The 22,402-nt window shown below is 61.9% G+C and carries 23 protein-coding genes and 1 riboswitch; of the genes, 10 read left to right on the plus strand and 13 right to left on the minus strand.

Annotated features, from left to right (window positions below):
- Window positions 1–6: 6 nt before the first annotated feature.
- Window positions 7–951 carry a carbohydrate ABC transporter permease gene (locus ACX80I_RS06525; protein ID WP_459344303.1) on the minus strand — a complete coding sequence of 315 codons (945 nt, stop codon included), beginning with the start codon at window positions 949–951 and terminating at the stop codon, window positions 7–9.
- 2 nt (window positions 952–953) lie between these two features.
- A complete protein-coding gene (locus ACX80I_RS06530) occupies window positions 954–1,892 on the minus strand; it encodes a carbohydrate ABC transporter permease (protein WP_459344304.1) in 939 nt (312 codons plus the stop codon).
- 95 nt (window positions 1,893–1,987) lie between these two features.
- Between ACX80I_RS06530 and ACX80I_RS06535 the strand changes: the two genes are divergently transcribed.
- Window positions 1,988–3,022 carry a LacI family DNA-binding transcriptional regulator gene (locus ACX80I_RS06535; protein WP_459344305.1) on the plus strand — a complete coding sequence of 345 codons (1,035 nt, stop codon included), beginning with the start codon at window positions 1,988–1,990 and terminating at the stop codon, window positions 3,020–3,022.
- Window positions 3,023–3,063: 41 nt separating this feature from the next.
- Here ACX80I_RS06535 and ACX80I_RS06540 read toward each other — a convergent pair whose 3' ends face one another.
- A complete protein-coding gene (locus ACX80I_RS06540) occupies window positions 3,064–3,504 on the minus strand; it encodes a hypothetical protein (RefSeq protein WP_459344306.1) in 441 nt (146 codons plus the stop codon).
- A gap of 178 nt (window positions 3,505–3,682) precedes the next feature.
- Here ACX80I_RS06540 and ACX80I_RS06545 point away from each other — a divergent pair, with 178 nt between their 5' ends.
- Window positions 3,683–4,264 (plus strand): helicase associated domain-containing protein, encoded by a 582-nt coding sequence (locus ACX80I_RS06545; RefSeq protein ID WP_459344343.1) that lies wholly within the window; start codon window positions 3,683–3,685, stop codon window positions 4,262–4,264.
- Here the strand turns inward: ACX80I_RS06545 and ACX80I_RS06550 are convergent.
- Together ACX80I_RS06550 and ACX80I_RS06555 are read right to left on the minus strand one after the other, a co-directional pair.
- Window positions 4,261–5,247: a hypothetical protein gene (locus ACX80I_RS06550; protein ID WP_459344307.1), complete on the minus strand. Its 987-nt coding sequence runs from the start codon at window positions 5,245–5,247 to the stop codon at window positions 4,261–4,263. The genes ACX80I_RS06545 and ACX80I_RS06550 overlap by 4 nt on opposite strands.
- A gap of 234 nt (window positions 5,248–5,481) precedes the next feature.
- A complete protein-coding gene (locus ACX80I_RS06555) occupies window positions 5,482–6,438 on the minus strand; it encodes a manganese catalase family protein (RefSeq protein WP_459344308.1) in 957 nt (318 codons plus the stop codon).
- Window positions 6,439–6,806: 368 nt separating this feature from the next.
- On the opposite strand from ACX80I_RS06555, the gene ACX80I_RS06560 reads away from it, so the two are divergent.
- Entirely contained in the window at window positions 6,807–7,379 is a 573-nt protein-coding gene (locus tag ACX80I_RS06560; protein WP_459344344.1) for a recombinase family protein, read from the plus strand.
- Between the two features lie 217 nt (window positions 7,380–7,596).
- On the opposite strand, the gene ACX80I_RS06565 is transcribed toward ACX80I_RS06560, so the two are convergent.
- Window positions 7,597–8,016 (minus strand): hypothetical protein, encoded by a 420-nt coding sequence (locus ACX80I_RS06565; RefSeq protein ID WP_459344309.1) that lies wholly within the window; start codon window positions 8,014–8,016, stop codon window positions 7,597–7,599.
- 1,048 nt (window positions 8,017–9,064) lie between these two features.
- Here ACX80I_RS06565 and ACX80I_RS06570 point away from each other — a divergent pair.
- Window positions 9,065–10,726, plus strand: coding sequence for a sensor histidine kinase (locus ACX80I_RS06570; RefSeq protein ID WP_459344310.1), 1,662 nt, complete (start codon window positions 9,065–9,067; stop codon window positions 10,724–10,726).
- A 269-nt stretch (window positions 10,727–10,995) separates the two neighbouring features.
- Entirely contained in the window at window positions 10,996–11,319 is a 324-nt protein-coding gene (locus ACX80I_RS06575; protein WP_459344311.1) for a hypothetical protein, read from the plus strand.
- Here the strand turns inward: ACX80I_RS06575 and ACX80I_RS06580 are convergent.
- Entirely contained in the window at window positions 11,316–12,200 is an 885-nt protein-coding gene (locus ACX80I_RS06580; RefSeq protein ID WP_459344312.1) for a response regulator transcription factor, read from the minus strand. The genes ACX80I_RS06575 and ACX80I_RS06580 overlap by 4 nt on opposite strands.
- A gap of 17 nt (window positions 12,201–12,217) precedes the next feature.
- Window positions 12,218–12,292, minus strand: a riboswitch (cyclic di-GMP riboswitch).
- 657 nt (window positions 12,293–12,949) lie between these two features.
- Here ACX80I_RS06580 and ACX80I_RS06585 point away from each other — a divergent pair.
- From ACX80I_RS06585 to ACX80I_RS06605, 5 genes are all read left to right on the plus strand, one after another.
- Entirely contained in the window at window positions 12,950–13,477 is a 528-nt protein-coding gene (locus tag ACX80I_RS06585; protein ID WP_459344313.1) for a WxL domain-containing protein, read from the plus strand.
- Between the two features lie 176 nt (window positions 13,478–13,653).
- Window positions 13,654–14,727 carry a hypothetical protein gene (locus ACX80I_RS06590; protein WP_459344314.1) on the plus strand — a complete coding sequence of 358 codons (1,074 nt, stop codon included), beginning with the start codon at window positions 13,654–13,656 and terminating at the stop codon, window positions 14,725–14,727.
- Entirely contained in the window at window positions 14,727–15,260 is a 534-nt protein-coding gene (locus tag ACX80I_RS06595) for a GAF domain-containing protein (protein ID WP_459344315.1), read from the plus strand. The genes ACX80I_RS06590 and ACX80I_RS06595 overlap by 1 nt, the downstream gene beginning before the upstream one ends.
- A gap of 154 nt (window positions 15,261–15,414) precedes the next feature.
- Window positions 15,415–17,514, plus strand: coding sequence for a putative bifunctional diguanylate cyclase/phosphodiesterase (locus ACX80I_RS06600; protein WP_459344316.1), 2,100 nt, complete (start codon window positions 15,415–15,417; stop codon window positions 17,512–17,514).
- A gap of 46 nt (window positions 17,515–17,560) precedes the next feature.
- Window positions 17,561–18,754: a PP2C family protein-serine/threonine phosphatase gene (locus ACX80I_RS06605; protein ID WP_459344317.1), complete on the plus strand. Its 1,194-nt coding sequence runs from the start codon at window positions 17,561–17,563 to the stop codon at window positions 18,752–18,754.
- 68 nt (window positions 18,755–18,822) lie between these two features.
- Here the strand turns inward: ACX80I_RS06605 and ACX80I_RS06610 are convergent, their stop codons facing one another.
- From ACX80I_RS06610 to ACX80I_RS06635, 6 genes are all read right to left on the minus strand, one after another.
- Window positions 18,823–19,068, minus strand: coding sequence for a hypothetical protein (locus ACX80I_RS06610; protein ID WP_459344318.1), 246 nt, complete (start codon window positions 19,066–19,068; stop codon window positions 18,823–18,825).
- Between the two features lie 24 nt (window positions 19,069–19,092).
- The gene (locus ACX80I_RS06615; protein ID WP_459344319.1) at window positions 19,093–19,404 is read right to left on the minus strand and encodes a hypothetical protein; all 312 of its coding nucleotides are present in this window, start codon (window positions 19,402–19,404) and stop codon (window positions 19,093–19,095) included.
- Between the two features lie 291 nt (window positions 19,405–19,695).
- Window positions 19,696–20,460: a hypothetical protein gene (locus ACX80I_RS06620; protein WP_459344320.1), complete on the minus strand. Its 765-nt coding sequence runs from the start codon at window positions 20,458–20,460 to the stop codon at window positions 19,696–19,698.
- Between the two features lie 401 nt (window positions 20,461–20,861).
- Window positions 20,862–21,218, minus strand: coding sequence for a YciI family protein (locus tag ACX80I_RS06625; protein ID WP_459344321.1), 357 nt, complete (start codon window positions 21,216–21,218; stop codon window positions 20,862–20,864).
- A gap of 62 nt (window positions 21,219–21,280) precedes the next feature.
- On the minus strand, window positions 21,281–21,760 hold the full coding sequence (locus tag ACX80I_RS06630; protein WP_459344322.1) for a mycothiol transferase: 480 nt from the start codon (window positions 21,758–21,760) through the stop codon (window positions 21,281–21,283).
- Window positions 21,757–22,158 carry a VOC family protein gene (locus tag ACX80I_RS06635; protein WP_459344323.1) on the minus strand — a complete coding sequence of 134 codons (402 nt, stop codon included), beginning with the start codon at window positions 22,156–22,158 and terminating at the stop codon, window positions 21,757–21,759. The genes ACX80I_RS06630 and ACX80I_RS06635 overlap by 4 nt, the downstream gene beginning before the upstream one ends.
- Between the last annotated feature and the right edge of the window lie 244 nt (window positions 22,159–22,402).

Raw genomic sequence — 22,402 nt, forward strand, 5'->3', positions numbered from 1 at the left:
GGGGCTTTACTCTTTGACGGCACCGGCGCTGAGGCCGGACTGCCAGTAGCGCTGCAGCAGCAGGAACGCCGCGATCAGCGGGAGGATGGTGAGTAGGGAGCCGGTGATGACGAGGTTGAAGATGGCCTCGCCGCCGGCCGTCGAGGCCTGCGCGTTCCAGGCGTTCAGGCCCAGGGTCAGCGGGTACCAGGCGGGGTCCTTGAGCATGATCAGCGGCAGGAAGTAGTTGTTCCACGTGGCGACCATGGTGAACAGCAGCACCGTGACGATGCCCGGGCCCAGGAGTGGCAGGCAGATCTGGAAGAACGTGCGGAACTCGCCGGCGCCGTCCATGCGGGCCGATTCCAGCAGCTCGGTGGGGATGGCCTCGGAGGCAAAGGTCCACATCAAGTACAGGCCGAACGGCGAGATCAGGGACGGGATGATCACCGACCATGGGGTGTTGGTGAGGCCCATCTCGCTGAACATGAGGAAGGTGGGGACCGCCAGGGCGGTGCCGGGGACGGCCACGGCACCGATGACGACGGCGAACACGGCCTTCTTGCCCGGGAAGGAGAACTTCGCGAGGGCGTACCCGCCGAGGACGGCGAGGAACGTCGCCCCGCCGGCCCCGAGCACCACGTACAGCACCGTGTTGAGGAACCAGCGGCCGAAGATGCCGTCGTCGTAGGCGAGGGTGTCACCGATGTTGCCGAAGAGGGCGAAGTCGCCGCTGAACCAGAGGCCGAACGAGGTGAAGAGATCGGCCTGGGTCTTGGACGAGTTGATGAACAGCCAGACCAGCGGGATGAGGCTGTAGATCAGCACGATCCCGGTGAGGACGGTCAGGAGGACGCTGCGCTTCGGATTGTCGACGCCGCGGCGCGTGCTCTTCAGGCGCACGTAGCCGGGCTTCGTTTTCTGCTTGGTCCTGTGCTTGTCCGTGCGGGTGGGTTCGACGGCGACGCTCATGGTCAGCTTTCCTTCCGCATGCCGCGCAGCTGCACGGCGTAGGCGATGACCATGGTGATGATGCCCATGATGATGGCCACGGTGGCGGAGTAGTTGTACTGCTGGCCGGAGAAGCTCAGCGAGTAGGCGTACAGGTTCGGGGTGAAGTACGTGGAGATGGAGTTCGGCGCGAGGCTCTGCAGGATCGCGGGCTCGTTGAAGAGCTGGAAGCTGCCGATCACGGAGAAGATGCCGGCCACCACGAGGGCTCCGCGGATGGCGGGGAGCTTGATGGCGGTGACGAGGCGGAACTGGCTGGCGCCGTCGATCTCCGCGGCCTCGTAGAGGGACTTCGGGATCACGCGGAGCGCGGAGTAGAAGATGAGCATGTTGTAGCCGATGAACTCCCACGTGACGATGTTGCCGATCGAGGCGAGGATCAGCTCGGGGGAGAGCGGGTTCGGCAGGTTGGTGCCGAGGGCGTTGTTGATGTTGCCCACCAGCCCGAACCGCGTGCCGTACATGAAGCCCCACATGAGGCTGGCGACGACGGCGGGCACCGCGTACGGCAGGAAGATCGAGATGCGGAAGAAGGACTTCCCGTACAGCCGGCCGCTGTCCAGGGCCAGGGCCACCAGCAGGGCGATCAGCAGCATCACCGGCACCTGCACCGCGAGGAACAGCGTCACGCGGAGGAGTGAGGCCCAGAACTGGGGGTCCTGCAGGGCCTGGGAGTAGTTGGCGAAGCCCACGAAGCCATTGCCGCCCACGAGCTGGTTGCGGAAGAAGCTGAGGAAGATCGAGTAGGCGATCGGTGCCAGGAAGACGAGCGCGAAGACCGCCATGAACGGACCGATGAAGAGCCAGCCGGACCAGGAGCGCTTTTGGGGGCGCTTCTGCGCTCGCTTGGCAGGCTTCGGCAGGGTGCCGAGCGTGGCCGGTGGGGGTGACGCCGTCGTCATGGGTGGTTCCTTCTGACTCTGTCGGTGATGTTTGCGTAAACATAGCAGGGCGAGCGCGGGAATGTTTACGTAAACATTGTTGTTACGATGGTCACATGTCTCCTCCATCGCGTCAACACCTCCTGCGTGAGGATCGGCGCGTCTCCATGTCCGACGTCGCCCGGCTGGCCGGCGTCTCGGCGCAGACGGTGTCGCGGGTGTCCAACGGCAGCCCGGGGGTCATCGAGTCGACGCGGCAGCAGGTCATCGCCGCGATGGACGAGCTCGGCTATCGGCCCAACAGTGCTGCGCGCGCCCTGAAGCGGGGGAGCTTTCGGACCCTCGGCGTCATCCTCTTCACTCTCTCCACGACCGGCAACGTCCGCACGCTCGAGGCCATCGCGGCCCGCGCCGCGGAGGAGGATTACGCCATCACGCTGATCCCCGTCTCCGCGCCGACGCAGGCCGGCGTGCGGGGTGCGTTTTCACGGCTGAACGAGCTGGCAGTGGACGCGATCATCGTGATCATGGAGGTCCACCTGCTCGACGCCGCCACTGTGTCCCTGCCGCCGGGTGTCCACGCCGTGGTGGTGGACTCCGATGCGAGCGACGGCTACAGCGTGATCGACACGGACCAGGCCGACGGCGCGCGGAAGGCCGTGGAGCACCTGCTGGATCTGGGGCATCCGACGGTGTGGCATGTGGCGGGCCCGTCGGCGTCCTTCGCGTCGGAGCGGCGCGTCAATGCGTGGCGCCAGACCCTTGCGGCGCGGGGCTGCGCCGAGCCGCCGCTGCTGCGCGGCGACTGGTCGGCCGACTCGGGGTATCTCGCCGGGCTGTCCCTTGCTTCCTCCGACTGCACCGCGGTGTTCGTGGCGAACGACCAGATGGCGCTGGGGGTGCTCCGGGCATTCCATGAGAAGGGCATCCGGGTGCCGCAGGACGTCTCGATCGTGGGCTTCGACGACATCCCGGACAGCACCTCCTTCAGCCCGCCGCTGACCACGGTGCACCAGGACTTCGCGGAGGTGGGCCGGCGCTGCGTGGACAAGGTGCTGAAGCAGATGCGGGAGAATTCGACAGAGCCGGGGCGGGAACTGGTGCCGACGCGCCTGGTGGTGCGGGAGAGCACGGCGGCAGTGAAGGGCTGAGCGCGTCGACAGGGTAACCGGGTCCGCGCATCCACTCCCGCTCAGGCGATCCAGCCCAGGAATGTGCCGCCGACCCACATCGCGCCGAACCAGGTGACCATCGCCGTGACAGGTACAAGAAGCACCCGGTAGGACTGGTGTGATGCCAGCTTCACGCCGACATAGGTGAGGATCAGCCACCATGCGAGGAACAATCCCACGGCCCACAGTGGGGCGGCGAGACCGCTGACCAGATAGAAGTATCCCGCCACCAGCTGTGCGGCGCCGGCAAGCACGGTGGCTACGATGTAGAGCACGAGCCTGGCGCCGTGCTTGGCAGGGCGCGGGGGATGGCGCATGTGTTCAGGGTATTCGGGGTCTTGAAGCGGTGTCACCAACCACGGCCGTCCCGTGCGCTTGATCTTGACCAGTGGGTCGGCCAAGCCGATCTGCACCGCCGCATCGGTCACTAATCGTGCGCCGTCCCGCCCTGGGTCGGCCACGCCGCCTTCAACGCACACTGGGCCGGCTGAAGTGGTGACGCGTGCCGAGATTCCAGGAGGTCCGATGGACTTCTCCTCCGGTGAGGTGTGGTGAGGTTCTGTGAAGTCTGATGACCTGATCCTGCCGGTGGGGGAGTACCCGGCGGGTGTGTGTGAGAACAAGCAGGAATGGTTGCTCATGTACTCCCGGGGTGTGCCGGCCTCGGTGATCGCAGTGTGGTGCAGGGTTGATGTCCGCCGCGTCCACCGCGCCGTCGACAAGCAGAACAGCCGGCATCCGGGGTTGTTTGATCGGTGCTGGCGGATCCACGACCAACCCGCACCCGCCAGAAACACGCGGCGCTATGTGAGGACCTGGGAGCAGGCGTGGTGGGAGCACTACGACGACGTCGCTGCGTACATGCGTGAGCGCGGTGGTGCCCTGCCGGCGCAGAATGACAGTCCGAAGGCGCGGGTGCTGTACCGGTGGATCGAAGCCCAGCGCCGGCAGTACGACACCGGCACCCTCGCCCCGGGCAGGATCGACGCGCTGGACAGGTTGGGGGAGTGGGTCGGTACCAGGAAGGGCGTGCACCTACGATTCAATACACCCTCCGAGGGCGGCAGATCTGGACCAGCAACGGCCTCCCCGCGCTCACCAACCCGGCTCCGAGTGCTCTCAACAGCGGGTTCGTTACCTGGACGCTCACGCAGGTTTGACGGCGGATCGGGAGTCGCAGCGATGAAGCTGACTCCTCTAGTAGTTGAGCCACATTCTTAGGAGGGGGCGGGTGTTTTTGGGCCGGGCTTGCGGGGGAGAGTCTTGATCCATTCTGAGAAGTGGGTGAGTTCGGTTCCGGTGAGCACGGCGGCGGGGCCGCTGTCCATGGGGTCGGCGAGGAGGGCCAGTGAGTCGGCCGGTAGGTTCTTTGTGGACTCCCAGACAACCGACGACGGTGACGCTGCGTCGGGCCAGCACAGGAAGACGAGGGGATCCAAGGTGGTGGACTCTACAATGCCGACCCGGTGATTGAGCAGGTGGATGAGCTCGCTCGTATACATGCGCCCGGCCACTTCTCCAGCACTGAGGAGAACGCCCGACTCCAAGGTGCCCTTGCGCCCGCGGGGAAGCTGGATCCACTCGGCTCGAAGGGTTGCGCCCTGCCAGGGCTCGACGTCGCTGGGCGCCGCAGGGTTGGGGGTCTGCTGCGGGGAGAAGCGCTCCTGCAGATACGCGACGATGTTGTCGTAGCCGATGCTGATCTTGGTCGCAGTGAAGAGCGTCCTGCCGTTCGCGTCTTTCACGGCGATTCCGCCGAACTGGTTGAGTGACGGACCGGTTGACCCGATGTCAGTCAATGCGACGACCCGCGGCGCTCGGAACCAGGGACGGACCGTCAGGTGCTTGTCGAACGCGTCGACTCGGAACCGGCGGATTCCCATGGCGAGGACGACGAAGAGCGATCCGGCGACCATGATTGCGGCCGCACTGATGAGGGGACCCGGTCCGTCCATAGTCTCGGATTCCACGCTCGAAACGAGCGTGAATAAACCACCAATGACCAGGAAGGCGATGCCGAGCACACGAAACAGGACAGACTGCCAGCGACGATTCGTCACTATGAACAGTGCCCCCGTGTCTGGGTTCGGGCGAGCCGTCCCGCAACCGTTCCGGTCGCTTCGGCGGACAGCCGCTCCGACGATCATGGGGATCACGACAGACAGCAGAACCGCCACGACCACAGGAAACGCGAAGAGGGACACTTACCGAATGTAGCGCTTGTCTCGCCCACGCAGAGCCCGCAAGGCGTCCAAGCAAAGGAAGCCTTATCGGGATTGCCGGTGTTCTGGTTCTGCGCAAGACCATCTGCGTTTGGCTTAACTTGCCTAGGTCAGCAACCGCCAGCCAGAACACGTTACGCGCTGAATGAGGGGGCCAGCCTTCTTAGGGCTGGCTCCCTCATTCGCAGTTCAGCTGCTTACGAAGTACGTGTCGGCCTACTTCTTGGTCATGGGACCGAACGTCGCGTCGATGTCTGCCATCTCCATGTCGGCCGTGGCCTGGATGAGCTCGAGCAGATCGGGGTCCAGCCCAGGAGCGAACTCCTCCAACCGTTCCGGCGCGATCTCCGACGGCACACCCTCAGGGGCCTGCTCACTGGCGTCGAGGGTCGTCCCGTCATTCGAGGGCGACAGGCCCTGGTAGATCTTCCCGGCCTCCGACTGTCCCTTGAGGTCGAAGGTGTACTGCTTGCTCTGCAGTCCGAGGTCCAGGAGCTTCTTGACTTCGGGGAACTGCTCGGCGTTGGTCTTCGGGATCGGCAGCAGCGACTTCCAGTTCACACCGAGGGTCTCGAGAGCCTTGGCGTAACCGTTCTCGTGGGCCTGGTCGCGGACGATCAGGTAGGAGATCGTGGAGCGGGCCGTCTTGTTGTCCGTCATCTCGTACATGCGGCACTTCTGCAGTCGGCCGGTCGCCTCGAGCATCAGGTTGTACAGGAGGTCCAGGGGCAAGTTGCCGGAGTTGTAGACGTAGCTGCCGCTCCACGGGTTGCCCGCCGAGTCCACGGGCATGGCGCCCTGCGCGCCGACGAGGTAGTGGTGGATATTGCTCTGGGACAGGGCCAGGTTGAGCGGGACCGCTCCTCCGGCGCCAGGTGTGTCGAGCGGATCGTCGAGCTTGCCCTGGTAGCGGGGTGAGCCATCGAGAAGACGGGAGATAGTGGTACCGATCAGCTCGACGTGGCTGATCTCCTCCGTGCCGATGCCCTGAATCAGGTCCCGGTACGGTTTCGCGGCGGCGCCGCGGAAGTTCATGCTCTGGAACAGGTACTGCATCATGGTGCGCATCTCGCCGAACTGTCCGCCCAGACCCTCCTGCAGGGCGTTGGCGGCGGCGGGATCCGGCTCGTCGGGGATGATTTCGTTGATGAGCTGCTGGACGTGGAAGAACATGGAACCTCCTGATAACGAACGGCAAAGAGGTAAGCCGCCTTACCTTCACCCTGTCACTGCTCGCCTTAGCACCACAAGAGTGCAGCGATCAGTTGCTGCCGAACTTCCTACGCTGCTAGTCGTCGTGCTTCCCGAAATTTTGGTACCACTTGCGCTCAAATCGGCTGAGTCGGACTGTTTGAACTGAGGGTGACGCGTCTCGGTAAAGGATCCGTTGACTGGACGATCGAGGAAGCTTCTGACCGGGTTGGCCGTCTTCAGAGTTGGCGGGAGATTTGGAACCGTCGATGGGTCTCAGCAATGTGTCTCACATTATCTATTCTTATCAAAGTGGGGATGAGCCTTTGTTGAGCGGTGGGAGCGTAAGAGTGGGAAGTGTCGGGTATGCCAGAGTCAGCACGCTGGAGCAGAACGCGGATCTGCAGCACGCGGCGCTGACTGCCGCGGGATGTGACCGGATCTTTACTGACCATGGGGTGAGCGGAACGAAAGCTAGCCGGCCTGAGCTGGACAAGCTGCTCGACCATCTTCGAAGCGGTGATGAGGTTGTGGTGTGGAAGCTGGACCGGCTAGGTCGTAACACCCGCAACCTGCTGGCCCTGATCGATGACCTTGAGCGCAGGGGGGTGCATTTCCGTAGCGTCACCGAAGGCATCAGTACGACAGGTCCCATGGGCCGTGCCATGCTCACCGTGATGTCCGCCTTCGCACAGCTCGAGCGTGACCAGCTCGCCGAGCGGACCAGGGCTGGCATGGCCGCGGCCGCCGAGCATGGGCGTAAGGCTGGGCGACGTGAAGTGACTACCGACAATGCAAAGGTCAGGCGTGCCAGGGACCTCAAAGCGCAGGGTCTTGCCCCAGCGGACATTGGGAAGATCATCGGGGCCAGTCGGGCGACGGTGTACCGCTATCTGAGCGTGGGCACCAACGACACGGTTTGATGGGAGCGGGGCCGCTATGTGGAGAAGTGTTCTATCCATGACCACCGCTACGAGTGGGAACGTGGTTCCGGTGTGTTCGCCCTCAGTCTGATGCCCTGCGGTGGATCAGTTCCCTGAATGACGGACCTGGGGTATTTGCTGCACGGCCGTTTTTGGCGCCGGGTAGGAGCGGCTATACCGGGTTGCGTTTATCGCCCTGGAGTAGCCTGCTTGGATGTCATGTCGAGCAGCGTTCCTGCAGTTGCCGGGCTTTGCGTATCACGCTGATCAGTGATTCATCGCCCTGCCGGAAGCTCTCGACGGCATCGCGGAGTTCGGTGATCTGGCTGGCCAGCTCCGGTGGGGCTGTTCTGGCGATCTCATCGATTTCGACCAGCAGTCCCAGCGGGTCTGTGCCTAGCTGTTCGGGTGCTGTGCGCACCATGTCGAGGATGCGAGCACATGCCTCGTCGGCGGTGTTGACGGCCGCGTTTGTGGCTGGCGCGCCGGAGGGGGCCGAGCTTATCGGTGATTCTGTGGCGGGTTGCTGTGCATCGGGTTGTGGATTGGTGAATGAGCAACCGGTCAGGACCAGCAGTACGGCAGTCATGGACAGGGCGCGGGCCATGCTGGATCGGGTGGCAGTCAGTGTCGGCATGACGGATTTCCTGTTCGAATCGGGTAACGCGAATAACGCATCACGAGCGTTTCATCCTACGGATCATTGCCCCGGGAACCGTCTCGCAACCGACGTCCTGGAAAGCTTTAGGTTCTTAGGACAGGGAGCATAGTGTTCGTGGGGAGTGGGGCTAGGCGTCCTGGGTGTCCCCCTTAAGCAGCCGGCTTCTTGACTGGGAAAGGGGAACCCATCGCCACCTTCACGTTCCGGCAATGTCTCCGCCTGAATTGCACTTGCCGCGTCCGGCAGCGGCCGAGTACTCCAGTGTGCGCCCTGATCCTCCGGATCACACCATTCAGTCCCTTCACATCAACTCGGCCACGCAACTTTCCCTAACGTGTCGACTAACTGATGAACAGAGCGTTGCTTCTCTCCGGGCGTCTGGGATTGCAGGGCGTGAACAGTTCTGGGGCGGGACTATGCAGACGGCAGGCCGACGGGACCTGCTCTTCAGGGCGCAGAGGTCGTCGCGGGGCGCTTCCATGACCAGTGAACGGTAGCCGTGACCAGCCGAGGCCACTGGTGACGGGGGTACGGGTCGGTCTTATGCGATGGGCCGGTGGGCGTGGGCAACCTGACTGTCGAAGAAGAGGGGAGTCTTGCAACCGGCTGCTTCATAGCGAAACGGCGCCCCTGCTGAGGATGCAGGGCAGCGAGACTTGGCAGAAGTAGCAGGAGCGGTTGAAGGAAAGCCCTGACAGTTCAACGGTATTACCCCCAGCACCCGTGGCTGGCGGGTTGTCACTGATGTGGACAGGGCCTTGGTTGTACTACCGGGTCGGCATGTCCACCGATGGCTTGGGTTTGGGCGTGGTGCTACTGGCGGCGTGCTGGTGGTGCCCGCCCGTGTCTACTTGCGGTCTACTTGCGGTCGATACGGGTTGCGGCGGTGATAATGGGTTCATGGTCTCTACCTTGCACGAAGCTTCATGGCAGCACGCCCATCACGCGCTCCACCTATTCGATGTTTAGGGAGGCGGAGTCCGCCGGGGTCCCGTTTTTCGAGGATCTGAGTCTGAGGACTCGGATGGCGTTGGTCCAGTTGCCGTTGACGGTGATCATCGGGTGTGTGGCCCTGTCTGCTCCTGTTGCGTGGCCGGGGTTGTTGAGAGAACCGCTTTTCCAGCTCTCGCTGGTGGTCCACGCGGTGTTGTTCCTCTTGTGCTGGCTTATTCCCTGGGAGCGTCTTCCGGCGGTTGCAACCCTGAGCATCCCTATCGGGGACGTGTTCGCAGTGATTCTTTCGCGCACCGGTGCTGTCGAGTTCCTGCCCGGGCTTAGTGTCTTGATGATTTTCCCAGTGATCTGGCTGGCCGCTTCCGGGCGGTTCCCGAAGTCCGCCGTGGCCGGCAGTTTCCTCATCCCCTTGGTGATGGGGGCTGTTCCCTTACTGGTCGGATCGGCGCAAGCCACGGCAACGAAGGTGACCACGACGGTGCTGGTGGCGCTAATGCTGTTTGCGGTGGCATTCACGGTGCGGTTCGTGACCGCGACACTATTCCTTCAACAGCGGAAATTGGAGCGCAAGGACGAGGAGCTGCAGCGACTGCTCGATTCGAGCAAGGAAAACGAAAACCTCCTCAAGACCATCCTGGACACTATCAACGTCGGTGTCACGGCTGTCGATGCCACCGGCCGGGTCATTCTTTCTAACCGTCAGCAGGACGTTTTCGCGCGCTCCGCTTCGGGTACTGATCAGGATGGAACCGGCAACCCCGGCTTGGTGTTGTACGGCCAGGACCGAACGTTCCTGCTGCCCGAAGATAGGACCCCTATGGCCCGGGCCATGCGGGGGGAGACGTTCGCGGATTATCATGTCTGGGTCGGTAATGGGAGAACCGCTCGGGCGTTGTCCACGGCTGCGCGCAGCATCAGTGCCGGACCCGGGACTTCTGCTGGAGCTGTTATCGCCTACACCGACGTCACCAGTCTGGTGGAGACGGTGGCCGCGAAAGATGAGGTCATCGCCACGGTGTCCCACGAGCTCCGGTCACCCCTGACCTCCATCGTGGGGAACCTGGAACTCGCGCAGGACGCAACTGATCTGCAGGCAGCCTCCCATTACGTCGATACCGCATCCCGGGCCGCGGATCGTCTTACGGAACTGGTGTCTGACCTGTTGCTGTCGAACTCGGCTGCGATGACGGTTCATCCCCGGGAAACGGACATCGCGGGTTTGGTGGATTCGGTCATTAGCTCGGTGTCATCTCGGGCCGCCGCTGCCGGTATTGCAATCAGGACCGAGGTGCCGGCACCGTTATGGGTGCACGCGGACCCGTTGCGGATGGGTCAGGTACTCGACAACCTGCTCACCAACGCCATCAAATACAGTCCCGATGGTGGTGTGGTGGTGGTGAAAGCGCGCACGAAGGACGGACAGCTCGAACTGGTTGTCGAAGACACCGGCATGGGGATGTCGCCCCAGGACGCGGCCAGGGTATTCGATAGGTTTTTTCGGACGGAATCCGCTCGGGACTCGACAATCCCCGGGACAGGGCTTGGGCTCTCGATCACCAGGGCGATCGTCGAAGGACACGGCGGGAAGATCGTTTGTAGAAGTGAGGTCGGGCGGGGTACAACGTTTATGGTCAATGTTCCCTCCCCTGACATCGACCGAGGGCTCGGAACAACGCGCCAGGTGAACGAGAATCGTGCTACCGCTTCCGGGGGTGTTTTCGTAGGCGTGTGAAATACGCCTCCGCCGAATAATCTGCGGCTTCAGTTTTCCCGTAGCGCAGGAACACCGGCAAGCGCAGGGTTTAGTCAGGCTTGTGTGTAAGAAAAGCGTCCATTGGGGGATTCGCATAGCATTTGTGAGTGTCTTCCCCTCATGATTCCTCCGCGAACAATGACCCCGACCCTGCTCATGCAGGTAGCACCCCGCCGCTGATCACCACCCTGTTTAGCTCTGTGTCCTTCCCGGCATGCGGGGGGCGGGAACCGCTGGTGGATAAGCGAGTGCTGTACGAGCTTGAGGAGGATTTCAACGGTCCGGCAGCGGTGCATGAATTTGCCAGGAATTTCAACCAGTCCTGGGACGGGAAGTATCAGCGCTTGTCTGATTCTGTCCACCAGCGTGATCAGGAGCGGGCGCAGGAGGCTGTGTTGAGCGTGAAAGTCACCTCGATCATGGTGGGCGCGTCCCGGCTCGCACACCTGGCTGCCCAACTCGAGGGACTCATCGAAGTCAATGACATGGCTTCCGCCACTGAGGCCCTTACCGGTCTCCGACAATGTGGATTGGAGACCAGGACGGAGCTTCTGGACACCTACATCCGCTAGGAGATATCCGCGGAAGCAGGCGAACCTGACGTTTCAGCATTGGTACGCGGTAGGGGAGTAATGCGGTACCCGACTCCCCGGACCGTCGTGATCAGGTCAGTATCTCCGAGATGGTGAGAGAGCTTCCGGCGCAGGTTCCCCATATGGACTTCTACCGTTCGTTGGTCAGCGTCGCTGACATAGGAGGGGCTCCGATGTTCATCACCCCGGAGCACGCCCACCAACGTGAATTTGGTCCGGACCGCCCCCTTGCTGCGCAGCATTTCGTACAGCAAATCGAACTCGCTCTTGGTCAACGGTACTTCCTGATCGGCGACTTGCACAGTCCGGGCTTCACCATCAAGGACCAGCTCCCCGCGGCGTAGTACTGCCTGCGTCCTCGTCGCAAAGACAGACACAGGTGCAGGCCCGGTTGCAGGTTCAGGTTTGAGCGCGGGTGCCGGCGTGCTGGGGGCGACGGCTTGAGGGGTTAATGAGGTGGTTGTCCCGGTGCGGGGCCGGCGCCTCATCGTATCGATGCGGGCCCTGAGTTCGCGTGGGCGGAAGGGCTTGGTGAGGTAGTCATCCGCTCCCCCCTGCAATGCTGTGAGGGTGTCTGATTCACCGGTTCGGGCGGTGAGCATGATGACGTAGCAGTCGCTGACATCGCGAATACGCCGGAGGACTTCGTAGCCGTCAATATCGGGAAGACCCACATCGAGGGTGACAATTGTCGGGGTGGTATCCCGCACTATGTCGACGCCGGCGCGCCCTGTGGCTGCTGACTGGACGTCAAAACCGGCCTGCTGCAGCGTAGCGCACACGATATTGCGGATATCCAGGTCATCTTCAATGACCACAGCTGTTGCCTGCGTGGAGGGCAGCTCGTTGTCGATGAGCATTCGTGAGACCTTCGTTGTCCGGTAGCCCGGCTAACCGCGTGGGTCCCGTGGCTTTGCGTCCCCGGCTCACACCGGGTTTGCCCTTATCAATGAGCAACAACCCATCTACCCAAGGACTTTATCAGGACGCACCAAATGACAGCCAGGCCCCCTTCACGGATCCGTAGCGCCGTCCGTGACTGAGGCATCACCTCCGTAAGCGGAGTGACCGAAGCCTCTGGAAGGGGAGCGGGCGAGGTTGTCGAATGTGAAGATGAACCTGATTGGTAATGAGGAAAGTTTTTGAGCACCGAGAAGATCATGACATCTGTCCAGCCTGACTGCGCAGATGCTGAGCATGACGGCCCACAGCGTGACCATGACAAATCGAGTGGCAGCACCGCGCGAGGTGCCACTCACCTCATCCCAACCGGGCCGACCGCCAGGATCCATGACAGTGACACTCCGTGTCCCCTTCGGTGGTGATGAGAGAAGTAATAAGAATATGAATCTAGTTTACTTAGCCATTCGGGGTGTTTTCGAATATTAGTGTAGATCAATTTGAGAGTCGATGTTTTTAGTCACATCAAGTGGAAAGTTTTGGGAAGGTTCTGCGCGTTTAGAGTGAAAAGCGGGAGGCGTGTGGCTAGGTTTTGAGGAGCCGGCAGGAGTCCGCTCCAGCCGCATCGTGTCTCACATTCGCTGCGAACGGACCGTGTTTTTTCCTCCGGCATTTCCTGATCGTCCACTCACAGCAAAGGTCTCACCCCATGCGTAACGTTTCCCGTCTCTGCCTCGCTGTAGGAGCATCCGCCGTCCTCGTCGGGTCCCTGGCCCTTCCGGCGTCGGCCGCCGACACTGCTACGACGACCGCCACCGTTGAGGTGCCTGCCGGCTCAATCGCTATTTCCGCGCCGGGTGCCGTTGTGGCTCTGACCGGGCTTACGCCCGGCCAGAGCGTCACTGCAGCCGTCGATGGTGTTACTGTCACCGATGATCGCGCGGGCGTCGAGGGGTGGAGTGTCCAGGTTGGTCTGAGCGACTTCACCGGCCAGGTCACCGGCGACACCATCCCCGCCTCTGGTGCGAGCTACACACCGGGTGTGGCGGTTAAGGCCGGAACCTCCACCGTTACAGCCACTACCCAGGCGAGCCTCTCCGTTCCGGGAGTTGTTCAGTCGGCTACTGGCGTCAATGGCAACAACACCGCTGCGTGGAACGCCACGCTGCAGGTGAGCGCCCCCTCCGACGCACTGGCCGACGTCTACACGGCGACCCTGACCCACTCGGTCCTGTAGTTCCGGCAACTCCGGGTAGGTCCGGTTTATCCGGGTAAGCCCGGGGAATTTACTGGAACCGATGTAGCCAGAACAGCAAGAGCAGCCCGAGGTGGGGCACCTGCATTCACGTGTTTTCTCGACGTTTGCAGGTGCCTCCCCGGGTCGTACCCCTTCCTCTTATGACAAGGCTTGTAGTGCGTTTCCTTCTTACTGTGTCCGTGATGATCCTGCTGGTGCTCCTCCCGGCGGCACCGGGTACGGCGTCGACCCTGGCGGGTCCTCCTGCAATCACCACCCCGGATACCGCTTCCAGCACCGATCCCACCCCCGCTAGTACTGCTCCTGCTGGGGCTGCTTTCGGTATCCGATTGCTCGACATCCCCGCCAGTACCCAGAACGATCCCAGGGCACGGACCTACATCGTTGACCGGCTCGCTCCCGGCAGTGAAATCAGCCGCAGGGTCCGCGTCGAGAACACCACTGATACCGCCGCGACGATCCACCTGTACTCCGGTGCGGCGCGTATCGACTCCGGAGTCTTCATCGGCGAGGACTCCTCGGTACGCAATGAGCTCAGTACCTGGACGACCCTGGCCGAACCGGAAGTCGCCCTCGAGGCCGGAAAATCCGCCGACGTCATGGTCACCATCGACGTACCAGCAGAGGCCCCGGAAGGGGAACAATACGGTGCCGTGTGGGCCGAAATGCGCAGCACCACCCAGGATGGAGGCGTCGTCCAGGCCAACAGGGCAGGAATCAGAATTTATCTTTCCGTCGGGCCCGGCAACGGGGCACCAGCTGACTTCACAGTCGCTTCACTCACGCCGTCCCGAAACCAGAACGGAAACCCCGAGCTCAGCGCCCTGGTCACGAACACCGGGGGGCGGGCCTTGGATATCACCGGCGACCTCACACTGAGCAATGGTCCCGGGGGGCTTTCAGCGGGCCCGTTCAGCGTCCAGGCGCCGACCACCATTGTCCCCGGCGACAGCCAGAACGTCACATTCTCCCTCCCCACGGAACTTCCCAATGGGCCGTGGACGGCAGGGCTCACCCTCAAGAGCGGTCTAGTGGAACACGAAGCCTCTGCCACGGTCACTTTCCCCCAAGCCGGCCCCGGTAAGGCCGCCGTTCCCGCCACTACCGGAAACACCGCGGGGCTGATCATCGCGGCCATCGCCGGGATCCTAGTTATTGGTCTGCTTGTCGCAGGGTTGATCCTGCGCCGCCGGCGCCACCAGCACCGAGCGACGCCCAGCGTGCCGTGATGCCGTATCAAGCCGGAATCACAGATGTGGGTCCGGGTCCAGGTTCGCTGGTCCGTCGCGAGATGGAGCGGCAACGACTGTTGTCGCTTGACCGCTCAGGACTGCTGGAAACGGGTGATGAAGAGCGGTTCGACCTGATTGTCCGGCGCACCCAGGAAGCCTTCGGTGTCAGCGCCGCCAGCATCGCTTTGATCACCGAGGACCACCAATTCCTGCGGTCCTTCGTCGGGCCGCTGGCCCGGACGGTGGACCGGCAGCATGCGTTCTGCAACGTGACGATCCAGAGTGAGGAACTGCTCATCGTTCCGGATACGCTCAAGGATCCCCGATTCAGCACCAACCCGCTGGTTGTGGGGAACCCGAAGATCCGCTTCTATGCGGGATGCCCGTTGCGCGGGCCGGGTGGCTGGCTCGTAGGAACACTGTGCGCCATTGATCAGCAGCCTCGACCTTTCGGGATAGGTGATCAACGCGTGTTGCGGGCACTGGCAGTCGAGGCAGAACTCGAACTCAATGCCAAACCGATCCCATGAAGGGTTCCGCAGCCTTAGCTGGTGTCGAGCGAACGCATGAGGGCAAGCCGCCTACGAAGAAGCTCGTCCTTGCATAGCTGGTAGAAAAAGCGCTTATAGGCTCGGAGTCGCGGCGGGTCTGGTACCCATCGGTCCAGTTCCATGGAAGGAAAACATGACCTTGTTGACGGTAGGAACCTCCCGCGAGGACCCATATGAAGGTGCAAGTAGGGATGCGGGATTCGCTACAGTGCTCGCAGGGGCTCACATAGCGGCCTCGGACATCGCACTGATCACGGACGCCGCGCAATCAATCCTCCATGTTTCTGGTTCCTTCACAGCCATGACTGGATACGAACCTGCTGATCTGTACGGGCGGAACTGTCGTATCTTGCAGGGCCCTGGCACCGACAGTGCCACCGTACGTCGGATGCGGGACCTGATGGCGTCAGGGGAAATATTCGAGGGGCGAATCCTGAATTACCGCAAAGACGGCTCAGCATTCTGGACTGCCCTGAAGATCATCCCCATGCGGCTGGGAAACGGAGCCGCAGTCTCCCACTTCGTCAGTGTCCAGCGCGATATCAGCAACGACGTCGCCCTGCTGAAGCAACTGGAGGCTCAGGCTCTCCACGATCATGTGACAGGACTTCCCAACCGGGCGGCAGCCGAACGTGCTGTGGGGGACGTCGTCCGACAGGCGCTCGACCTACATACGACGGTAGCGGTCGGCCTGATCGACCTGGATGACTTCCGCATTGTTAATAACACCCTTGGCCACGCCGCAGGGGATGCGGTGCTGCAGCAGTGGGCGTCCCGGGTCCTCTCACGCTTACGCGAGGGCGACCTGCTGGCCCGGATGGGCGGGGATGAATTTCTCCTGATCCTGCGGCACATTCCGCGGGACACTGCGCACGAAAATCTTTCCCGCCTTCTCGATCGACTTCATGAGGCCGTCGAAGCGCCCTTCATCCTAGACGGTCAGGACGTCCGTATCGGGATGAGTCTGGGCATAGCCCTAGTGCCGCAGGACGGTACCGACAGCCGCACGCTCCTGCGCAGCGCCGATGAAGCCCTCTACGAGGTCAAGAAACGCACCAGTGACGGACACCCCTGGTGGGAGACCGCGATCCATGCCCGTGCCCGTGCGCACACTCACGCCCATTCTCACGCTGGATACTTCGGCAACAAAGGGATCCCCGCGCTCCGTTCTGATCGTCACGGTTTCAAGGAGACCGGCGCGGAGATCTATCGGCACGCGGTACGCAGCGGAGACATTTTGGTTCACTTCCAGCCCATCGTGGACCTTCGGGACGGGTCGATCACCCAGTTCGAGGCCCTGGCGCGACTACATCTGCCCGATAGAGGAACCGCATACCCTGCCGATTTCCTGCAACGGCTTAGTGCTGGTGACCTACGTATCCTGTTCGCCCGTGTCCTGGACGAAGCACTGGGGTTGATCGCCGCCTGGGATGGGGGAGGTGCCCGCCCTAACGTGGCAGTAAACCTCCCCCCGGAGATCCTGCACGATCAAACACTCCCCGCGCTGGTGGAGGGGCTGCTTTGCACCCACAACATCGAACCAGGTGGGCTGGGACTGGAACTGCTGGAGTCCCACCTCATGGAGCTGGAGGAGCAACGGATCGCGCTGCAGAAGCTCGCCGGCCTCGGTGTCCGCCTCGCGATGGACGATCTTGGATCCGGGTACAGCAGCCTGCAACGTCTGGCATCATTCCCGTTCAGTGCGATCAAGCTCGACCGCGGATTATTCACGCACGTCTCCGATAAACCCCTGGAGACACTCAGCGTCATGGCGACCCTCATCCAGATGGGCCGGGATTTGGGCATGACGGTCGTGATCGAAGGACTTGAAGACGAGAGCCTCACCGAAGCAGCCATGATCCTCGGTGCCCCCTTGGGCCAGGGCTACTATTTCTCCCGACCCCTGGCAGCGGAAGATTGCAGGCCCTGGGCCGATTCCCTCGACTTCCAATTGCACAGGTCCCCCATCCAGACTTTGCTCGGCGCCCTCGCCTACCACTGGCAGTTCGCCCGTTTGGCCGCGCCCCACCCGCTGGACCTGGCACGCTGCCCGCTCACCCGCTTCATCGGTGGTGCCGAAGCTGGCACCGAGGTGGAGTCCTGGCACGCCCTCCAGCACTCACCGCAGGGAATGCACCCCGCCTCCAGCCGTTTCCTGATCGACTGGTTCACTCAGGGAATCCGCACCCAAGGTTCAGGCCATGCAACGCCCCTCGGGTCAGTCAGCGCTTAGTGTGACCGGAACAACAGACAGCACATACCCCCTCGTAAAGGATCCAATGCTCGAGCTTCCCCGTATCCCGTCCTACAGTCTGCCCTCCGACGAACCCGAACGGCTCCGGTCACTGGCGGACACCGAGCTGCTCGACACGCCAGCTGAGGAAGGGTTCGACCGGATCACCCGGTTGGCTCAGCAACTCTTCGGTGTCAGCGGTGCCGCGGTGTCCCTCGTCGCGGAGGACCGGCAGTTCCTTAAGTCCGCTGCCGGGGACCTCGACGTGAACGTGCCGAGAGCCGAGTCCTTCTGCACCCACACCATCCTTACCCCGGACACACTCGTCGTGGAGGACGCCGCGAAGGATGACAGGTTCAGCCAGAACCCCGCAGTGCTGGGCGAAACCATACGTTTCTATGCCGGGCAGCCCCTGCAGGGCCCGGGTGGACACAATATCGGTGCCTTATGCATCATCGATCAGCAACCCCATGCCTTCGATGACGAACAGCAACGGGTACTGCAGGACCTCGCAGCGATCGTCCAGCGTGAGATCAACGTCCGCACGGACCTCAGGCATGGTGCCAAAGTACAGCAAGCACACCTACCCGACACCGTCCCATCGCTGCCCGGGTACACCATCACCGCCGCTTGCCGTCCTGCCGGTGAGCTCTCAGGAGATTTCTACGACTGGAACCTGATCGACGGGGTGTTCCGGTTCACCCTTGCCGACGTGATGGGCAAAGGAACAGGACCGGCCATACTTGCCGCCACCATCCGGGCGGGCCTTCGCGCGACTGCGGGCCTCGACCCCGCGGGCTCACTGGAAGCGGTGTCAGAGGAAATGCTGTCCGACCTTGCACGCACAGACTCCTTTGCCACCGCCTTTCACGCCGAGCTGGACCCTTCTACAGGGGTTGTGCGCTACTCCGATGCAGGCCACGGACTAGCGCACCATGTGACACCAGAAGGACCTGCCAGGAGGCTCCCCACCACGAGCGTTCCCCTTGGAGTTATGCCGGGGATGCAATGGCATACCCATACCCTGACTCTTGAGCCCGGCGAGGCCCTGATCGTGCCCAGTGACGGTGTCCTGGATCTGCTCGACGAGGACCTGGAGGAACTCGCCGCAGAGCTCCATCACCTCTCGAGAAGCACCAATCCCCGCGCCCAACTCGACCGGCTGCTGAAGCGCAACGAATCCCCCAATGATGACGTCACCATCCTCATCCTCAGCAGAAACCCTAACGGCGTACCGTAACAAGCCGGGTAGACGGGGTTCGGCCGCTCAATAAAGCTGAAAATGCTGACCGATGGGTCCCGTCTTGGCTAACGGCCCGCGGAATGTGGTGCGAATTCGGTGTTGCCGAGTCTTGCTACCAGCGACGGATGCACGATCATGTTCGCCGGTCGGGCATGCCGGAGCGTGTGGGCGCGTTCCTCTTCGGCCGAGGCCGGCAGCAGTTCGTCCCCGAGCAGCGGCGCGGAAGCGAGGTCGAGTGCTTTCGTGAGCAGCGCCAGGGCTGCGGCAGGCGCCGCGCGGATCCTTCGATCTACACGCTCGGACGAAATCATATTCAAAGAGTTTACGGACAGCATTCATCGGCAGAGCTCGGCCAGCCGCAGGAGCGCCGGCGTTGTCTTGTCCACCGAGGCGTCGGAAAGCTTATCTGGGCCCCATGCCTCAACCGCTACTTCGAGCTGCGCTGCGACCGCTTTGTGCATTCGTGGGAGTGCATCGGTGAGGTTTGCATAAATTTTGGCGTCTGCCTCAGGAATCGTTTCTATGGGTTCCACAGTAAGGGTTCGGTACTCGGCGCATGATGCACTGAGCGACATGCGCTCAGAACTGCATCCGGCCGCGAGGGGAACGAGCAGAATGCAGGAGATTGCTGAGGCGAGGGCGCGCATTGCACGAGCATAAGCGATATGAGACTAAATCCTTTGGGGACCACAGATCACAAACGCAAGGTGCTGGAGCGTCTGCGCTCGGAGACCCAACACCTTTGACGTCACAGAACCCCCAACAATCCTCAGTACGAGTAGAATCGAGTCAAGGGCAGGATCTGGTACTAGGACTCGGCGATTCGGTCCCCCTCGGCCGGCTGATTAACCGCTAGGTTTCTGTCGATGCAGGTGTCGTGGGTTGCTCGTCCTGATGGACATCAGCGTGATGGATGATCTGTTCGCGCTGAACACTATCTATTGCACCTGATCTGCCGGGGGTGAGTCATCTGCCTCTTCGCCAGTCTTGGCTTTTCCGCGTGACAGTGCTCCTTTTTGACCGCCTGGTGATCGTGCTGTCTTTGTCGCCTCCCGAACACCTGCCGCGGTTGCTCCTTGACCGAAGTAGAACCCGACGATGGCGATTAGTAGAGTCGAGAAAATGGTCATCAGTTCGCTGGCGAAGTCGGTGCTGTTCTCATGTGGATTGGACAGGGTAACGACGTAGGTTGGAGGCTGACCCTCCACAATCGGTTCGGCTACAACCGCGAGGATGCGGTCATCAGGAAGTGCGGTAAGCGCTTCATGTGTGACACCGCGGCTTTGAATTCCCCCATCCTCTCCGGCGCGAATCTCACTGAAGACGTGGATTGATGACAGGGAGAACACGACAAGGATGATGAGCGCGAGAACGGCGCTGATGCTTCCGTGCGGAAGACTTAGCGCTCCTCTTACGTCATCGCCATCACCATCAATTTCACGTCCCACAAAGGCGAAGGCGACGAGTGCGGCGAGAAGGATAAGCGTGCCTACTGCGAAAGCGATTCCCAATAGCAGTACGGTCGGGGGCTTCTGGCCCGGACTGACGAGCCCAGCTAGCAGGGGTTTGAGCAGTAGGTAAACGATCCAAAGAAGGGCTAGCAAGATGACAGTGGTCAGTGTCCAACCCAGTACCCGAACCAGCGGCCTTCGACGCTCTGAGTTACTTTGAGTTGACGTGCTGCCGGTACGATCAATCGTCATCTTCCCTCCTCCATTGGAGTCTGCTTGGAGGATACGCCGCTTATTTACTTACCGGAATAGAACTCCGGTCGAGCAGCCACTTGTTTTCCTCCCGGTCTACCCCATCGCACTTCTCGCAAGGGGGTGTCAAAGGTAGTCAAGCTGATGCCCGCCTCCTTCCAGAAGCTAAAGCTTATGAAGTTGCAAAGGGAACCATCACACCGGAGCATCCTTCGCTCCACGGAGTAATCTGCTTACGCTGTGACATGCTGGTTTCGGCGCAAAGATCACGGATCTTGTTCTGCACCTCGCCCCTTCATGTGAAACATCCTTGTCCTAGCAAAGATGCTTTACACAATGGCGGTTGTCAATTATTGACCGTTCCGTCCATTGCCCAAACCAGGAGTGCTCGGCGTACCGCCCTATAGGTTGGTGGTGGTGATTCCCCCGCTGTGGACGGGGCGTACTTCGACTCCGCCGGTGCTTGTGCGTACTGCCGGGTTTAGGCGGGCGATCGCGATGGCGGCATCGAGGTCAGGTGCTTCGATGACGTAGAAGCCTGTGACGAACTGATCGGCCTGGACAAAGGGGCCCGCCGTCGTGCTGTCGTGTCGGATTGAGACAGCGCTGGCCCTGGGTGTCAGGGCGTAGGCGAGAGACATTGAGCCTGCAGCTTGAAGGTCTCGTGCGTGCTGGTCGTTCTCCTCCAGGTCAGCTTCAGCTGCTTCGAGGGCATGGAGGGATTCGTCCGCGTAGATGAGGATGGCGAAGTCGGGCATCAGATGAGCCTTTCGGTGGGTTTGTTTACTTCTGGTACTACAGGCGTAGGTGCAGGTATCTGTTAGTTGACGACGAGGTTCTGATGTCCGTCGATGAGTTCACGCACGATGTCGAGGTGCCCGGCGTGGATCGAGGTCTCCGTAAGCACGCGGAACACGACCTCGCGCCCGTCCGCCATGGGAGGTTGGCCGAACTCGCTGGCCGGGGGCCACCAGCGGGGAGGGGCAGCCAGATCACCCTCAGCGAGTACTGTGTCGCTGCGGGTGAGCTGCTCCCGGTAGATGCTGACGGCATCTAGGCCGGTCATGGGCGGGGAGTTCCACCCGTCATGGAGGTCGTTGATTGCCGCCGGGTTTGCGCCGAGGACGGCAGAGATCCAGAACATCTCGTCATCGAACGCGAGATGATTTAGCAAGCCCGTTACGGTCCAGCCCGAGGGGACGAGCGATGTGCTCATCTGCTGTTCCGTCAGCCCTTTGACGGCGCGCAGTGCGTGGGCGCGCTCGGCTGCCAGCTGGGCGAGCAATTGGGCATCCCTCATGGCGTGGACTCGTAGCCGATGAGCCAGCGAAGCCCATAGCGGTCAGTGACCTGGCCGTCCGTGCCGTCCCAAGGCCGTTGCACCAGGGGATCGATCGCCGTACCGCCGATACAGAGCTTGTCGAACCACTCATGCAGCACTGCCGGCTCAGCGGTGCCCAGCAGGGAGAGCAGCAGGCCCTCGCACCACACCGATGGTTCTCCTTCCGGCGTGTCAGAACCTGCGAGGGAGACGACACCTTGAAGGACCCCATGAGCGATGGCATCAGGTGGACCGTCAGTCCTCCCGTGATCCTCGTAGGAGCTCAGAGACAACTCGCCTCCGAAAACATCGGCATAGAACCCGAGTGCCTCCCTCGTGGTGCCAGGGAAGCTGATGTAAACGAGGGGTGCGGCCATGATGACTACTCCTGACATTGGACTGGGTGCAGCAGACCGAATGGCCCTCCACTACCTTCTAGACGATCCTGCGATGGCAGATTCATCGGTCATCAATGATGGCGGTAGATGTGTGGAGTGATGCGGCGCTAGTTGTACTGGGCCGGGACGTTGTTGACGCTTGGGGCTTGATAAGAGGAGGACCTCCGGGCTTAGTGGAGCTGTCTAGTTCCCACACTTCGCGACCGGAGGTCCTCGTGTCCCA

The sequence above is a fragment of the Arthrobacter rhamnosi genome (assembly GCF_054510855.1).

Coding starts and splice junctions, on each gene's coding strand:
- ACX80I_RS06525 (WP_459344303.1), bottom strand. CDS start 951: ATGAGCGTCGCCGTCGAACCCACCCGCACGGACAAGCACAGGACCAAG.
- ACX80I_RS06530 (WP_459344304.1), bottom strand. CDS start 1,892: ATGACGACGGCGTCACCCCCACCGGCCACGCTCGGCACCCTGCCGAAG.
- ACX80I_RS06535 (WP_459344305.1), top strand. CDS start 1,988: ATGTCTCCTCCATCGCGTCAACACCTCCTGCGTGAGGATCGGCGCGTC.
- ACX80I_RS06545 (WP_459344343.1), top strand. CDS start 3,683: ATGTACTCCCGGGGTGTGCCGGCCTCGGTGATCGCAGTGTGGTGCAGG.
- ACX80I_RS06555 (WP_459344308.1), bottom strand. CDS start 6,438: ATGTTCTTCCACGTCCAGCAGCTCATCAACGAAATCATCCCCGACGAG.
- ACX80I_RS06565 (WP_459344309.1), bottom strand. CDS start 8,016: ATGCCGACACTGACTGCCACCCGATCCAGCATGGCCCGCGCCCTGTCC.
- ACX80I_RS06570 (WP_459344310.1), top strand. CDS start 9,065: ATGGCGTTGGTCCAGTTGCCGTTGACGGTGATCATCGGGTGTGTGGCC.
- ACX80I_RS06580 (WP_459344312.1), bottom strand. CDS start 12,200: ATGCTCATCGACAACGAGCTGCCCTCCACGCAGGCAACAGCTGTGGTC.
- ACX80I_RS06585 (WP_459344313.1), top strand. CDS start 12,950: ATGCGTAACGTTTCCCGTCTCTGCCTCGCTGTAGGAGCATCCGCCGTC.
- ACX80I_RS06595 (WP_459344315.1), top strand. CDS start 14,727: ATGCCGTATCAAGCCGGAATCACAGATGTGGGTCCGGGTCCAGGTTCG.
- ACX80I_RS06600 (WP_459344316.1), top strand. CDS start 15,415: ATGACCTTGTTGACGGTAGGAACCTCCCGCGAGGACCCATATGAAGGT.
- ACX80I_RS06605 (WP_459344317.1), top strand. CDS start 17,561: ATGCTCGAGCTTCCCCGTATCCCGTCCTACAGTCTGCCCTCCGACGAA.
- ACX80I_RS06610 (WP_459344318.1), bottom strand. CDS start 19,068: ATGATTTCGTCCGAGCGTGTAGATCGAAGGATCCGCGCGGCGCCTGCC.
- ACX80I_RS06615 (WP_459344319.1), bottom strand. CDS start 19,404: ATGCGCGCCCTCGCCTCAGCAATCTCCTGCATTCTGCTCGTTCCCCTC.
- ACX80I_RS06620 (WP_459344320.1), bottom strand. CDS start 20,460: ATGACGATTGATCGTACCGGCAGCACGTCAACTCAAAGTAACTCAGAG.
- ACX80I_RS06625 (WP_459344321.1), bottom strand. CDS start 21,218: ATGCCCGACTTCGCCATCCTCATCTACGCGGACGAATCCCTCCATGCC.
- ACX80I_RS06630 (WP_459344322.1), bottom strand. CDS start 21,760: ATGAGGGATGCCCAATTGCTCGCCCAGCTGGCAGCCGAGCGCGCCCAC.
- ACX80I_RS06635 (WP_459344323.1), bottom strand. CDS start 22,158: ATGGCCGCACCCCTCGTTTACATCAGCTTCCCTGGCACCACGAGGGAG.